The organism is Gilvimarinus sp. F26214L (assembly GCF_054401055.1).
On the sequence record NZ_JBTIYG010000009.1, the window covers coordinates 120,938 to 135,239 of the forward strand.

The following is a 14,302-nucleotide window of genomic DNA, read 5'->3' on the forward strand; positions in this document are numbered from 1 at the left end:
CGTCACTTCGCCTTCCGTACCGACGCGCGCCTATGCAAACACCCGCTGAAGAGCTGCAGACCCAGACCCAGGATCAACTGGAGAAAATTTTCGATGCGCTCGAAAGCGGGGCATTTCAACCAATCCGCCGAATGCTCAACGGCCTGCGTCCGGTGGAAATCGCCCATCTGCTCGAATCATCGCCCCCCAAATCACGGATCATTCTCTGGCAGTTGGTGGATAAGGAACTGGAGGGCGAAGTACTCCAGGAAATGTCGGAAGATGTGCGCGGCTACTTTCTCCGCCGCATGGATTTCGCAGAGCTGGCCGCTGTTACCGAAAGCCTCGATGACGACGACGTAACGGACATCCTTCAACAGCTCCCGGACCGGGTGATCCGCCAGGTTCTGGCTGCCATGAGCGAACAGAATCGCCTGCGGGTGGAATCATTGCTGTCCTACAGTGGCGACACTGCTGGCGGCCTGATGAGCTCTGACCTGATCACCGTACGTCCACGCCTGACCCTGGACGTGGTGCTTCGCTATCTGCGCCGCCATGATGAGCTGCCTTCCTCGACAGACAGCCTGATCGTGGTCAACCGGGACGATCAGTTTCTGGGCCTGCTGCCGATCAGCAAGCTCCTCACGACCGATCCGAGCATCACAGTGCGAGAAGTCATGGTGACCGACGTGGAACCCATCCGCGCGGACATGTTCGATTCAGAAGTAGCCCGCCTCTTCGAGTATCACGACTGGATCTCGGCCCCGGTCGTGGACGACAGCGGCAAGGTTCTTGGTCGCATCACCATTGATGATGTGGTGGATGTAATCCGCGAAGACGCCGATCATTCGCTCATGAGCATGGCCGGTCTGGATGCCGAAGAGGCGACCTTTGCGCCGGTGCTGAAAACCACCCCCCGTCGCGCACTCTGGCTGGGGATCAACCTGGTCACCGCGGTGATCGCTTCGGTGGTGATTCATTTTTTCGAAGGGACCATTCAGAAAGTGGTCGCGCTGGCGGTACTGATGCCGATCGTTGCCAGCATGGGTGGCGTGGCGGGGAGCCAGACTTTGACTGTGGTGATCCGCGGCATGGCCCTGCAGCAGATTGGCCGCAGCAATATCAGCTGGCTGTTGTCACGGGAGTTCGTAGTGAGTGCGCTGAACGGATTGTTCCTGGCCATAGTCCTGGGCGTCGCGGTGTCCCTCTTTTATGATGATCTCACCATCGCGTTCATCATAGCCGGCGCCATGATCATCAATCTCATCACGGCCGCCATGGCCGGGACACTGCTGCCCATGCTCCTGCGCAGGGTCAAGGTCGACCCGGCCCTGGCCGGTGGGGTGCTGCTCACCACGGTTACTGACGTGGTTGGCTTTCTGTCATTTCTCGGGCTTGCCACCCTCTTCTACGCCTGATCACTCTCCTTACCTAACACTCCTGAGCATGCAGCCATGAACCACGTTGATTACGAACAGCCGGACGACGGTGAAGACGAAGGCAAAAGCAAGAGCCAGCGCAAACGGGAGATGCAGGCCCTGCAGGACCTGGGGCGGCAGCTAACGGAGCTGAGCGAACAGCAGTTGGCCGCCTTTCCGCTTCAGGACGACCTGCGGGCTGCCTTGCGCGATTACCAGCGCATTCGAAAAAATGAGGCAAAGCGCCGCCAGCTCCAGTATATCGGCAAGCTCATGCGCAAGGCGGACGAGGAAGGAATTGCAGCGGAGTTCGAGCGCATTGCCGCCCAGCGCCGCCGCAGCGTTCAGCAGGAGCATTTGGCAGAACAGTGGCGGGAGCGGCTGCTGCAAGGGAATGGGGACGAAGTCACACGCTTTCTGGAGGCCTACCCCGCCACGGACCGGCAGGAATTCCGTCAGCTCGTCCGCAATGCCTTGCAGGAGAAGCAAAGCAATAAACCGCCGGCTCAGGCCCGCAAACTGTTCCGTTTCCTGCGCACCGCCATTGCCCGTGCCGCCGAGGGCGAGTCGTTCTGAGCCGGCGCCGCGGTCCCGGCCCGGATCGTGGCCTTACATTCCGCTGCGAGCATCCGCTTGCACGGCCTGGTCGTCAAACAGGCGCACGAAGTCCATGTCCGGGTCATTCAGCGGCCCGGTCACATGAAAACTCAGGCTGGACATCTTGCCGATCTGCTCCTCGAAGACCTTGCTGATCAACCACATGCCCGCGACCGTGGGCAGCCCCATACCGGCCAGAGCAGCCACGAAGGTGAGATTGCCGCCGACGGGAATCGTTGCCACAAGCTTGGTGTCCAGTCGCGATTCCATCAGGTCCACCTCGCCGGCCATCTGAAAACGGCTGGAATGGCTGTTCACCACCACCGGCTGGTGCATGAAAACCGACCCCTCCTCAAAATGCAGGCTGCCCTCGATCGTCTCGAAGGCCGTTCCCGCCCGGGTCAGGTCGGAGAAATCGAGCCGCAGGCGGCGCAGCCAGGTATCGAAATTGAAAAAGGCGATCAATTCCAGCAATGCGCTTCCGGTGCTCGCCTCTCCGGCACCGCGAATAAAAGTACCTCGCTCAACATCCATAACGATTTGCCCCTGCAGGGCAGTGAGCGCCATGGCTGCGGGTGATCCGGGCCAACTCAAAGTGGCGTCGAATTCGGAGGACTCGCTGTCCAGGAGACGGGGCTGGTTCCATTGCTCAAGCACGCTGCCCAGGTTGTCGGTAACAAAGCGCCCCTCGAAACGGCTGCTGAGCCGCTCTCCAACCTTCTCCCAATACAGCTTCGCGCCTTCTCCAGCCTGGCGGCCGACAATCTGCCCGCCCCGTACACTGCCGACGATACTGTCGGCGAGCACACCTTCAGCGGTAGGCCGCAGCCGGAAGGTCCAGCTCCCGTAGTCCTCACCGCCCAGAGACAAGCTGCGTACGGAAAAGTCCAGGGCTGGCAGCGAGCGGGGATCAACTTCAGCCAGCAGGTCCACCGGCTCCGGCTCCGGCAATGGGAGGAAGGGATTCACAATCGCGGGGGTCTCCTGCTCCTTTTCCGGCAGGTGCAAGTGATCCAATTCCAGCAGCATCGGTCGATTGTGGGGAAAGAGTCGGACTCGGCCGGCGACTGCGTCGGATTCCAGGTTCAGGTCCCACTGTTCGGCTTGACCCTGCCCGCGAAGCTGCACATCGTTCAGTTCCAGATCCCGCACTGCCACACTGCCGAAATGCAGATCCAGACTCTGCTCCAGACTTGCTCCCCGGCCGGAAGCGTCGCCGGATTCCCGTGCCGCCTGGTACCGGGTGAGAACCTGCTGCCACTGGGTCGGCTCAAAACGCGCAAGGTGCCCCCCGACATGCAGTGTCCGAGAGGCCGGAAGACTGGGCGAACCACCACCCAGCATCAGGGCGCCGCGCTCGAGCTGCCCGTTCTCCACCTCCAGCAAACCATGAAGCAGCTCCGCATAGCGAAGATCGTATAGGGACTGCCCGCTTCCAAGGGAAGTGGAGAATCTGAAGGTGCGCGGTTGAGCCGCCGGTTTGCCGAAGGGCGGCGGCAGGTCGACCGCGACTCCTTCCAGGTCACTGCTCACCACCAGGCGCGGCGGCTCGCCGGAGCCACCCGCTTCGAAGGGCAGCTCAATCCGGGCCGTGGCAGCTGCTTTTCCGTCTGCAAACTCCAATTCCGGTAGCGGCAGCCAGGTTTTGAGGGAGTCGATGCTTGCCCGCCCCTGAAAACTGAGCTCCAACTGGCGGGGCTGATCGTCCGTGGCCGGGCGGGTGGCAATCCGGCCTTGAATTGGTTCACCCCAGAGTCGGCCGCTGAGCTGGTCCCCATGGAGGCCCTCCGGGTCGTAGATCACGGTCCCGGCGACAGAGCCGACCTCCAGACCAAGCTCCTGCATGCTCAACCGGGTGTCTTCCACGTCCACCTGGATCTGGCGAATCTCTGCCTCGCCGCCCGCAGCCAGAGGTACGGTTAAATCAAGGGCAGTTTTCATGGATCCCTGGAGGACCCAATCCGCGTACCACTCTCCTCCCAGCATTTGCCCGAGGGGCGTCTCCCGGAGAATTCGCAGACCGTCGCTCGCGTCGCCCTCCGTGCTCCCGCGCAAGGTGAGCCGTCCGCCCTTCTCGTTCGCTTCCACGAGGATCTCGCCGCCGGTGAGCTGGGTATCCAGCACGCGGGCCGATTCGAGGTCGGCCCGTACCGTGCGGTCGTCCAGCCACACGACGCCCTCCCCCTGGCGTAACGCCGGCCATTCGGGGTGGTAGGCCAGTTCTGTTGCCTGAACGTTGAGAAACAGTTGGACGCTGGCAGCTGCGGCGGTCTCCGCCCGCAAACCGCCTCGATAGATGAACCCCCCAGAACTGACCCGGCCCTCCCCAACGCTCTGGTCGAGCCAGTTCAGCAAAGGCTCTGGGAGAATATAAGGAACGAATTGCTTGTGGTATCGAGTGCTGCTGTCCCGCAAGCCAGCCTGGACGATCAGCTCTTCCTGGTGAGAAGAGCCCTCGAAAGGCAGAAACAGGGAAAAATAGCCGTGGGCTTCTCCAACTGCGCCGTTCAGCGACACCAGACCGCTGTGAATCTTCACCAGTTTGTCATCGAGATCGACCCGCCAGTGCACCCGACCCCGGGCACGTTCAAACTGCAGGGCGTCCCGGTAGATGGTCGGGTAGTGCATGGAGAAGCCCTGCTCGCTGGCCAGATCCACAAAGCCCGAGAGTCCCTTTGCCTCGAGGTAGGCGTCCACTCCGGTGACTGCCGGTGCCCCGCGCCACGACTCGACCGTCAAACCGTCGACGTTGGCCGTCAGGGCCAGGTCCTCCAGTCGTGTGCCAGCCAAGGTCATCTTGCCATTGCGCAACTGACCGCCGGGCTGGAGAACCTCCAGGGCCTCTCCCACCGCGCCGGGCAACAGACCGGCGGCGTTCAAACGTTTATACCAATGAGCGATATCCAGTGACGCTACCTGGAGCTGCACCGGTTTCCCGAGGCCCTCGGAGGAAAAAAGCAGGTCCAGAGGCTCGGCGCTGCCGTCCTCCCATTTGAGACTCAGGTCCCGCAGCGCTACCTGCCAGTCGCCGTTTCGCCCCCACTGTCCCACAAAACCTGCCGTGGTGCGCGTCGGCAGGGACAGGCCTTCGTCCACATCCACCGGGAGTTCGCCGATGTCCAGGTAACCGCGCGCTTCCGCGGCCATGCCTTCGCTCACATCAAACCACAGCTCCAGGTTCAGTTGATGCCCCTTGCGCCACTCCTGGTTGGGCAAACCATCCCAGAAGCGCCCGGGGAGGGCGGCCACCGCCTTGTCCAGTTCAAACTGCTGTAGCTTCAGGTGCCCTTTCGCGGTGAAGTTTTCCGGATCCCGCGGGTCGCCTTCGGCTTCCATCACCAGGGCCAGCACATCGCGGTTGCGATCAACGGCCACCTCGGAGGAAAGGCGATGAAAGGTGCCATTGTTTTCCAGAAGCAACTGCGGGAGGGAGACCTCGCTGCGGTGGCCCGAGCGAAAATCGAAGGAGAAATGGGCATCCCGAAACTGTATCCGGTCACCCAGCAGGAAGATGTCGAGCGGGTTGCTCAGATCGATGGCCTCGCTGTCGGCGGGGCGCGGCGGCAACCCGGGCAGGGTCCAGCTTCCGTCGGCACGCTGACGGAAGCCCATGGTCATATCCACGAACTCCAGTTGCCCGAGTACCAGTTCCCCATTGGCAAGGCTGCGCATGATGCTCAGCTCCGCGAATGCGGTATCCACCGCCAGGATCTGCTCCCCCTCATGGCTGGATATGCTCAAACCGGTCAAAGTCAGCTCGGGGCTGAGCCCTTCCCAGCTGGCGGTGATGGCAGTGATCGTCACTTGCGCGTCCATGGCGCTGGAGAGGTAGCGTTCTATTTCCGGGCGGTACTGACCGACCTGAGGTGCGAGCTCCCGGCCCAGGGTCACAACCACCGCCAGGCCGATGAGCACAAAGGCACACAGACCCCAGAAACGCTTGACGAATGTTCGAGTTAGATTTCGCATGGGCTCGGCTATGGAAGAACCGGTTTACACCAGCACAATGTCGTACTGCTCCTGGTTATAGATGGTCTCAACCCGAAACTCGATCGCGCGCCCCACAAAAGCCTCGAGGTCCGCAACGTGAGTTGATTCCTCATCGAGGAGGCAGTCAATAACCGACTGCGCGGCAAGTACCAGAAACTTATCATTATCATAGACTCTGGCTTCCCGGAGTATTTCCCGGAAGATCTCGTAACACACGGTCTGCGCGGTCTTCAGGATGCCCCGCCCCTTGCATACCACGCAGGGTTCGCACATGACCTGCCCCAGGCTCTCCCGGGTGCGCTTGCGCGTCATCTCAATCAGCCCCAGCTCCGACACCCCGGTAATCGTGGTGCGGGCGCGATCGCTTTCCATCGCCTTCTCCAGCGTCCGCAATACCTGGCGCTGGTGCTCGGGATCCTGCATATCGATGAAGTCGAGGATGATGATACCACCCAGGTTCCGCAGCCGAAGCTGGCGGGCGATGGCCGTGGCCGCTTCCAGGTTGGTCTTGAAGATGGTTTCTTCCAGGTTGCGGTGACCGACGAACGCCCCTGTGTTCACGTCGACGGTGGTCATCGCCTCGGTCTGCTCGATGATGAGGTAACCGCCTGACTTCAGAGGAACCTGAGTGTCCAGCGCCCGCTCCAGCTCGTCTTCCACACCGTTCAAGTCAAACAGCGGGCGGTCGCCAGTGTAGTGCTCCAGTTTCGGAAGAAGCTCGGGGGCATAGCGTTGAGCGAAGCGGCACATCTGCCCGTAGGCCTCGCCACTGTCGACCCGAACCTTTTCGATCCGCGGATTGACCAAGTCCCGCAGGGTCCGCATGAACAGAGGCAGGTCCTCATGGACGCAGGCGGGCACCCGGGCGCTCTCGATGGCCTCTTCCACTGAAACCCAGAGCTTGAACAGAAAAGGGATGTCGGCACGGAGCTCTTCGGGGCAGCAGCCTTCCGCCAGAGTCCGCAAAATGAAGCCACCCGCAGGTCGATCGCCCTGCTCCGCCAGGGCCTCTTCAAGCATCGTGCGCAGCCGCTCGCGCTCCGCAGCGTCCTCGATCCGGGCGGAAATACCCACGTGGTGGGCAAAAGGCATGTACACGAGGTTGCGCGCGGAGACCGACAACTGGGTCGAAAGGCGCGCGCCCTTGGTGCTGATCGGGTCCTTGGTCACCTGGACCAGAAGCGTTTGCCCCTCCCGGACGAGTTCACGAATGTCCTTGGTGGGAGTCGCGGACTGGTCGCCATTGCGGCGGCCTGCAACCGCGGGGGCATCGAGACCGTTGTTCTCCGGCGCGGGAGCGTCGTTGGAGGCAAAGTCGCCGGCGTGAATGAACCCCGCCCGCTCGAGTCCGATGTCCACGAAGGCTGCCTGCATTCCGGGAAGCACACGCGCCACCTTGCCCTTGTAGATGTTCCCGACCAGACCCTTGCTGCGGGTCCGCTCCAGATAGATATCCTGCACCAGACCGTTCTCAACAAGAGCAACCCGGGTTTCGGTGGGGGATACATTGACGAGGATTTCATCACTCACGGCGGTGTGGCTCCTCGCGGTTTCGCCAGTACGGCACACCGAATTCGTCCAGTAGCGGCACCAGGATCTCGAGCGGCAGACCAACCACTCCGCTGTAACTACCGACGATTTTGTTGACGAAAACGGCTCCGAGGCCCTGGATAGCGTATGCGCCAGCCTTGTCGTGAGGTTCACGGGTATGCCAATAGCAATCGATGAGGTCCGGGCTCAGTTCCCGAAAACTTACCTCAGTGACCGACGTGCGGGTCGCCTGACGACCCACACCCGCCAGAGACACAGCGGAGATCACCCGGTGCGTCCGGCCGGATAGACGTTCCAGCATCTCGCGGGCATGCTCCTCGTCCGCAGGCTTGCCCATGATTTCACCATCCAGCACCACCGCCGTGTCGGCGCCGAGCACCCAGTGCTGGCCGTTGTGGTCGCCCAGGAGTGCGGCGCCCGCAGCGGCCTTCTCCGCCGCCATCCGGGCGACGTAGTCCTCCGGATCCTCGCCAGGACGTACTGATTCATCCACCTCGGAGGCCAGCAACTGGAAGCGCACGCCGATTTGCCGGAGCAATTCGCGGCGGCGAGGGGATTGGGACGCGAGATACAGTGACACAGCCAACCCGTTCGTCGGAAGAGTGAGACATTGAGACAAGAGTATACATCAGGGACCGCCGACTCCAGTCCGGAGCGGCATCCCCGGCGTCAGAAGGAGAACTGGCGATTACGCCGGCTCAGCCAGCGCAGGCTCAGCAGAACGAGGGGCCAGATAAGGGCACTGATCAGCGCCGGGAGCAAGAATATGAGGGACTGGGCGGAAGGGCCCGTGAGACTGTTCACCCAGTTCCAGAACAATTGGTGAATTCCCACCAGAATGAAAACCCAGCCCGATTGCTGCCATAGGGCATAGTTGCGGATCCGGCGGTAGGAGAGCACACACACGTAAGCAACCACTACCAGCGCGAGAGCGTGCTGTCCGAGCGCCGAGCTTTCCACCAGGTCCTGCAGAAGGCCGACTATGAACGCCATCCCCACTCCCATGTGATCGGGGAGCGCCATGGTCCAATAGATCACCAGCAGGGCAACAAATTCGGGCCGAAACCAGGCCGCACCCTGAGGCAGGGGAACCACACCGAGCAGTAACGCCACCAGAAAGGAGGCTACCGGGAGGCCGAGTCGGGGGCGCCTGTGCAGTTCCACCCGTTATTCTCCTTTTGGCCGGCCGGCGTTATTGAAGACCAGCAGCACATGTCGGCTGCGGTTCATCTGGGCCATGGGGCGCGCACTCACTCGCGCAAACGGCTGACCCGGGTCGTGCACCACCTGTTCCACCACGGCGACGGGGTAGCCCACCGGGAACCGCTGACCCAGACCCGAGCTCACGAGCAAATCCCCTTCCTGGATGTCCAGCGTGTTGGAGACATGGCGCAATTCCAGCCGGTACAGGTCGCCCACACCCTCCGCCACCGCCCGGACACCGTTCCGGTTCACCTGAACCGGAATTGCATGAGTTGTGTCGGTGATCAGCAGGACCTCACTGGAAAACGGGCCCACTTCCACAACCTGCCCCATCAGTCCCTCGGCATCGAGCAGGGGCTGGCCCAGGTAAACTCCATCCCTGGTGCCCTTGTTGATGATGACCTTGTGGGCCAGGGGATCCGGAGAAACGCCGAAAATTTCCGCTACCACGACTCGCTCGTTGAGCCGCTCGCTGGCGTTCATCAATTGCTGCAGGCGCACATTCTCCGCATACATGGCGGCCATCTGCTGGACCTTGCGTTTATTGATGAGCAGCTCTTCGCGCAGCGCGGCGTTTTCCCGAAGCAGATCTTCCTTGCTGGTGAAGCGGTCACCGACCCAGGCATTGAAACGAGTGGGAAGATCCGTCGCCCAATGCGCCGACTGGGTCACAACGCCCAGTTTGGAACGCAGAGGATCCAGAAGGGAGGTGTAACTGCTGAGAATGATGAGCAGCAGGGCGAGCACGCCCAGGATCAGCGCTCGTGAGGCTGCGGAAGAGTTTCTGGCAAACAGTGGTTTAATGGCAAACGCTCCTGTTCACTTCCCGGGCTTGTTTGAAAGTGGTGGTCCGAGCCGCCCCAACCCCGGGGCCGCTCAAACCGGACGCTATCAGGAAGATAGCAGATCAATGTTGTGCCGATCCATCAGATCCATGGCGCGGCCTCCACCGCGGGCCACACAGGTCAGGGGATCCTCGGCCACGATCACCGGCAGCCCGGTTTCTTCCGTCAGCAGCCGGTCGATGTCGCGCAACAGCGCGCCACCACCGGTGAGGACGATGCCCGACTCGGCGATATCCGAGGCGAGTTCGGGGGGGGACTGCTCCAGGGCGCCTTTGACGGCCTGAACGATGCCGGTCAGCGGCTCCTGCAGAGCTTCGAGAATCTCGTCACTGTTGAGAGTGAAGCTGCGGGGCACCCCTTCCGCCAGGTTCCGCCCGCGCACGTCGATTTCCCGTACTTCGCTGCCCGCGTAGGCACAGCCGATTTCCTGTTTGATGCGCTCGGCGGTCGCGTCACCGATCACACTGCCGTAGTTCCGACGCACGTAATTGACGATGGCCTCGTCAAAGCGGTCGCCACCGATGCGGACCGAATCCGAATAGACCACCCCGTTCAGAGAGATAATGGCAATCTCCGTGGTGCCGCCGCCGATGTCCACCACCATACAGCCGCTCGCGTCTTCCACTTTCAGCCCCGCACCGATTGCGGCTGCCATCGGCTCCTCGATCAAGCGGACCTCACGGGCACCGGCGCCGAGGGCGGATTCGCGGATGGCTCGCTTCTCCACCTCTGTGGAAAGGCAGGGTACGCTAACCAGAACCCTCGGGCTGGGCTGGAACCACGCGGCTTCATGCACCTTTCTGATGAAGTGCTGGAGCATCTTTTCGGTTACCTGGAAGTCGGCAATCACGCCGTCTTTCAAGGGGCGAATTGCGGTGATGTTCCCCGGTGTACGGCCGAGCATGCGCTTCGCTTCCATACCCACTGCTTCCACGACCTTCTGGCCGCCGTGGTGCCTGATCGCCACAACAGAGGGCTCATCCAGAACTATTCCCCGTTCGCGCACATAGATCAGCGTGTTTGCGGTACCGAGGTCGATGGAAAGATCATTCGAGAACATGCCGCGAAGGCGTTTGGGCAAAAGCATTGAGAGGTCTACCTTCAATTGAGCTTATTATCGCGAAGCGCTTGGATGGCTACTGATATTGGGTAAAAGGGGTGGATGATAAAACTGCCTGCAATTGTAGTCTATTAAACGCATTTTTACTCCAGCGAACAGCAAAATGTGGCAGAACACTGTCGCAGAACCGGACGATAGATCGCAAGCGCGGTACAGACCTGCGCGTGACCACCTCCGGAACAGCTGTATAGACAGCTTAATATAAAGAAGCAAGGGGATTCAGGGCCGCCGGCAAATATGGTAAGTTTACGGCCCGCTCAATCCAACCGCTGGAGACCACTGTGGACCGATCCGAACTGGAAAAACTGGCGTTGCTGGCCCGTCTCGACGTTGACGATACCGTTTTCGACGAAGTGGCCCAGGGGATCAATGATGTTCTGAATCTGGTGGAGCAGCTGAAAGCGGTGGATACGGAAGGCGTTGCCCCCATGGCCCATCCGCTGGACGCCCTGCAGCGCCTGCGGCCGGACCAGGTCACCGAAGGTGATTCCAGGGAAACCTTCCAGGCCATAGCGCCGCTGACAGAGAATGGTCTTTACCTGGTGCCGAAAGTCATCGATTGACCGTTCCCGGCGCCGGTGGCTGTCCAGCCCGGCGCCCCGGAAGCACATCCCCGGCACACACTCCAATTCAGGGCAGCCCTCTGTCCACCCATGAATTCATTTAAAAGGTCGCGCGCAATGCACACACTAAGCTTTGCCGAGTTAGCTCAGGGTTTACGGGACAAGTCCTTCTCAAGCGTCGAGCTGACTCAGCATTTTCTCGACCGGATCAAACGTCTCGACCAGTCTTTGAACAGCTTCGTAACAGTAACGGAAGAACAGGCACTCAAACAGGCCGAAGCCGCGGATCAACGGCTCGCCAAGGGCGATAAGGACCCGTTGTGCGGCATCCCCCTCGCCCACAAGGACATCTTCTGCACCGAAGGCGTGCGCACCACCTGCGCCTCCCGAATGCTGGACGCATTCGTGCCTCCCTACAATGCCACCGTGGTGGAAAACCTGAATCAGGCGGGAACTGTCGCGCTCGGCAAGACCAATATGGATGAGTTCGCGATGGGATCGTCGAACGAGACCAGCTACTACGGCCCGGTCCGCAATCCCTGGGACACCGAGCGCGTACCGGGCGGCTCCTCCGGTGGCTCTGCCGCGGCGGTCGCTGCCCGCCTGGTACCCGCGGCCACAGCCACGGACACGGGGGGCTCCATTCGTCAGCCCGCGGCCTTGTGCGGGCTGACCGGCCTGAAACCGACTTACGGCCGCGTTTCCCGGTGGGGGATGATCGCCTTCGCATCCAGCCTCGACCAGGGCGGCACTCTGGCCCGCAGTGCCGAGGATACCGCACTGCTTCTGCGCAGCATGGCCAGTTTCGATCCGAAGGATTCCACCTCGGTAGAAAGAGAAGTCCCCGACTACGCAGCGGGCCTGAAAGAAAAAATCGCCGGGTTGAAAGTGGGCGTGCCCCGTGAGTACTTCAGCGAGGGCCTCGACGGAGGCAACGAAGCCGCGGTCCGGGCATCCCTGACCGAACTGGAAAAGCTCGGCGCCGAACTGGTGGAAATCAGCCTGCCCCACACCCACCTGGCCGTACCCACCTACTACGTGATTGCGCCGGCCGAGTGCTCCGCCAACCTGTCCCGCTTCGACGGCGTGCGCTACGGACATCGCTGCGATGACCCCAGGGATCTGCTGGACATGTACTGCCGCTCGCGCGGTGAAGGCTTCGGCAACGAAGTAAAGCGCCGGATTCTCCTGGGAACCTACGCCTTATCCGCCGGCTACTACGACGCCTACTACCGCAAGGCCCAGCAGATTCGCCGCCTGATCAAGCAGGATTTTGTGGACGCCTTTGAAAAAGTGGATGTAATCGCCGGCCCCACTGCGCCTTCCATCGCCTTCGCGCTCGGCGCCAAAAAGGACCCGGTGGCCATGTACATGGAAGACATTTACACCATTGCCACCAACCTGGCCGGACTCCCGGGCCTGTCGATTCCCTGCGGCTTTTCGCAAGGCATGCCCGTGGGCCTGCAACTGATTGGTAACTACTTTGAGGAAGGTCGACTGCTGAACGTGGCGCACCAGTTTCAACTCGCCACTGACCACCACCTCAAAGCCCCTGCGAACATCGATTAGGACAGCGTCATGGAATGGGAAACAGTTATTGGTCTGGAAGTGCACGTCCAGCTTTCGACCAAATCCAAATTATTCTCCGGCTCCAGCACCGCCTTCGGCGCTGAACCGAACACCCAGGCCAGCGCGGTCGATCTGGCCATGCCCGGCACCCTGCCGGTGGCAAACGAACAGGCCTTTCGCTACGCCTGCATGTTCGGCCTGGCCGTTAACGCAACCATCAATCAACGCTCCGTGTTTGAGCGCAAGAACTACTTCTATCCGGATCTCCCCAAGGGTTATCAGACCACCCAACTGGCCGAACCCATCGTCGGTTCCGGCGAGGTCCACCTCCAACTGGCCGACGGCAGTACCAAGACCGTACGCATCCACCACGCACACCTGGAAGAAGACGCCGGAAAATCCCTGCATGAAACCTCGTCCATGGCGAACCAAGGCATGTCCGCCATCGACCTGAACCGGGCGGGCACGCCCCTGATCGAAGTGGTAACGGAACCGGACATGCGAAGCGCAGAGGAAGCGGTCGCCATGGCCAGGCACCTGCATTCCATAGTCACCGCACTGGGGATCTGCGACGGCGACATGTCCCAGGGCTCCATGCGCTTCGACGTGAACATTTCCGTTCGCCCGAAGGGGGAAGAAAAGCTCGGCACCCGCACGGAAACAAAGAACCTCAACTCCTTCCGCTTCATGGAAGACGCCATCGCCAAGGAAGTGGACCGGCAGATCGACCTTCTGGAATCTGGCGGCACAGTGATTCAGGAAACCCGGCTGTATAACGGCGAAACCGGCGAAGCCCGCTCCATGCGCAGCAAGGAAGAATCCAACGATTACCGCTACTTCCCCTGCCCCGACCTCCTGCCCGTGGTGCTGGACGATGCCTTCATTGAAGACATCCGCAAAACAATGCCCGAGCTTCCCGAAGCCAAACGCCAGCGCTTCATGGACGACTACGGCCTTTCCGCCTACGATGCGAACATACTCGCGGCGGACCGGACCACCGCGGACTTCTTTGAATCCGTAACCAGCCTGTCCGGCGAGGCCAAACTCAGCGCAAACTGGATCATGGGCGACCTTGCGGCCCAACTCAACCAGACGGAAACCCCTATCGAGCGCTCGCCGGTTTCAGCCGAGGCGCTTGCGGGCCTCATCAAGCGCATCGCCGACAACACCATCTCCAGCAAGATTGCCAAGCAGGTGTTTGCCGCCATGTGGAGCGGTGAAGGGGATGCGGACGCAATCATCGAGAAGCGCGGCCTCAAGCAGGTGAGCGACACCGGCGCGCTGGAGAAAATGGTGGACGAGGTTATCGCCAACAGTCCCCAGCAGGTTGAAAACTACCGCAAGGCGGACGAAGCCAAGCGACCGAAGATGCTTGGCTATTTTGTCGGCCAGATCATGAAAGCGTCCAGGGGGCAGGCAAATCCGCAGGCGGTCAATGAGATTCTGTTGAAGAAACTGCAAGAGTAG

General features: G+C 61.2%; 11 protein-coding genes. 5 read left to right on the forward strand and 6 right to left on the reverse strand.

The window, feature by feature from the left end; translation table 11 throughout:
• The first annotated feature begins 32 nt into the window (after positions 1-32).
• Both mgtE and yjgA read left to right on the forward strand, forming a co-directional pair.
• Positions 33-1,397 (forward strand): magnesium transporter, encoded by a 1,365-nt coding sequence (gene mgtE / locus ACURWW_RS11880; RefSeq protein ID WP_445616873.1) that lies wholly within the window; start codon positions 33-35, stop codon positions 1,395-1,397.
• A gap of 36 nt (positions 1,398-1,433) precedes the next feature.
• The gene (yjgA, locus tag ACURWW_RS11885) at positions 1,434-1,973 is read left to right on the forward strand and encodes a ribosome biogenesis factor YjgA (RefSeq protein ID WP_445616874.1); all 540 of its coding nucleotides are present in this window, start codon (positions 1,434-1,436) and stop codon (positions 1,971-1,973) included.
• 33 nt (positions 1,974-2,006) lie between these two features.
• On the opposite strand, the gene ACURWW_RS11890 is transcribed toward yjgA, so the two are convergent.
• The 6 genes from ACURWW_RS11890 to ACURWW_RS11915 all read right to left on the reverse strand — a co-directional run bounded on the left by ACURWW_RS11890 (position 2,007) and on the right by ACURWW_RS11915 (position 10,664).
• Positions 2,007-5,963 carry a YhdP family protein gene (locus ACURWW_RS11890; RefSeq protein WP_445616875.1) on the reverse strand — a complete coding sequence of 1,319 codons (3,957 nt, stop codon included), beginning with the start codon at positions 5,961-5,963 and terminating at the stop codon, positions 2,007-2,009.
• 24 nt (positions 5,964-5,987) lie between these two features.
• On the reverse strand, positions 5,988-7,514 hold the full coding sequence (gene rng, locus ACURWW_RS11895; RefSeq protein WP_445616876.1) for a ribonuclease G: 1,527 nt from the start codon (positions 7,512-7,514) through the stop codon (positions 5,988-5,990).
• The gene (locus tag ACURWW_RS11900; protein WP_445616877.1) at positions 7,507-8,115 is read right to left on the reverse strand and encodes a Maf family protein; all 609 of its coding nucleotides are present in this window, start codon (positions 8,113-8,115) and stop codon (positions 7,507-7,509) included. Before ACURWW_RS11900 ends, rng begins: the two co-directional genes overlap by 8 nt.
• A gap of 89 nt (positions 8,116-8,204) precedes the next feature.
• Positions 8,205-8,699, reverse strand: coding sequence for a rod shape-determining protein MreD (mreD, locus tag ACURWW_RS11905; RefSeq protein ID WP_445616878.1), 495 nt, complete (start codon positions 8,697-8,699; stop codon positions 8,205-8,207).
• A gap of 3 nt (positions 8,700-8,702) precedes the next feature.
• Entirely contained in the window at positions 8,703-9,533 is an 831-nt protein-coding gene (gene mreC / locus ACURWW_RS11910; RefSeq protein ID WP_445616966.1) for a rod shape-determining protein MreC, read from the reverse strand.
• Between the two features lie 96 nt (positions 9,534-9,629).
• A complete protein-coding gene (locus ACURWW_RS11915; RefSeq protein ID WP_445616967.1) occupies positions 9,630-10,664 on the reverse strand; it encodes a rod shape-determining protein in 1,035 nt (344 codons plus the stop codon).
• Positions 10,665-10,984: 320 nt separating this feature from the next.
• Between ACURWW_RS11915 and gatC the strand changes: the two genes are divergently transcribed.
• The 3 genes from gatC to gatB all read left to right on the forward strand — a co-directional run bounded on the left by gatC (position 10,985) and on the right by gatB (position 14,302).
• Complete coding sequence (gene gatC / locus ACURWW_RS11920) at positions 10,985-11,266, forward strand: Asp-tRNA(Asn)/Glu-tRNA(Gln) amidotransferase subunit GatC (protein ID WP_445616879.1); 282 nt, start codon at positions 10,985-10,987, stop codon at positions 11,264-11,266.
• Between the two features lie 117 nt (positions 11,267-11,383).
• On the forward strand, positions 11,384-12,835 hold the full coding sequence (gene gatA, locus ACURWW_RS11925) for an Asp-tRNA(Asn)/Glu-tRNA(Gln) amidotransferase subunit GatA (RefSeq protein WP_445616880.1): 1,452 nt from the start codon (positions 11,384-11,386) through the stop codon (positions 12,833-12,835).
• Positions 12,836-12,844: 9 nt separating this feature from the next.
• Positions 12,845-14,302 carry an Asp-tRNA(Asn)/Glu-tRNA(Gln) amidotransferase subunit GatB gene (gene gatB / locus ACURWW_RS11930; RefSeq protein WP_445616881.1) on the forward strand — a complete coding sequence of 486 codons (1,458 nt, stop codon included), beginning with the start codon at positions 12,845-12,847 and terminating at the stop codon, positions 14,300-14,302.

Excerpts from the sequence above, each read along its gene's own strand:
- ACURWW_RS11890 (WP_445616875.1), bottom strand. The coding sequence starts at position 5,963 with ATGCGAAATCTAACTCGAACATTCGTCAAGCGTTTCTGGGGTCTGTGT.
- gatA (WP_445616880.1), top strand. The coding sequence starts at position 11,384 with ATGCACACACTAAGCTTTGCCGAGTTAGCTCAGGGTTTACGGGACAAG.
- yjgA (WP_445616874.1), top strand. The coding sequence starts at position 1,434 with ATGAACCACGTTGATTACGAACAGCCGGACGACGGTGAAGACGAAGGC.
- mgtE (WP_445616873.1), top strand. The coding sequence starts at position 33 with ATGCAAACACCCGCTGAAGAGCTGCAGACCCAGACCCAGGATCAACTG.
- gatB (WP_445616881.1), top strand. The coding sequence starts at position 12,845 with ATGGAATGGGAAACAGTTATTGGTCTGGAAGTGCACGTCCAGCTTTCG.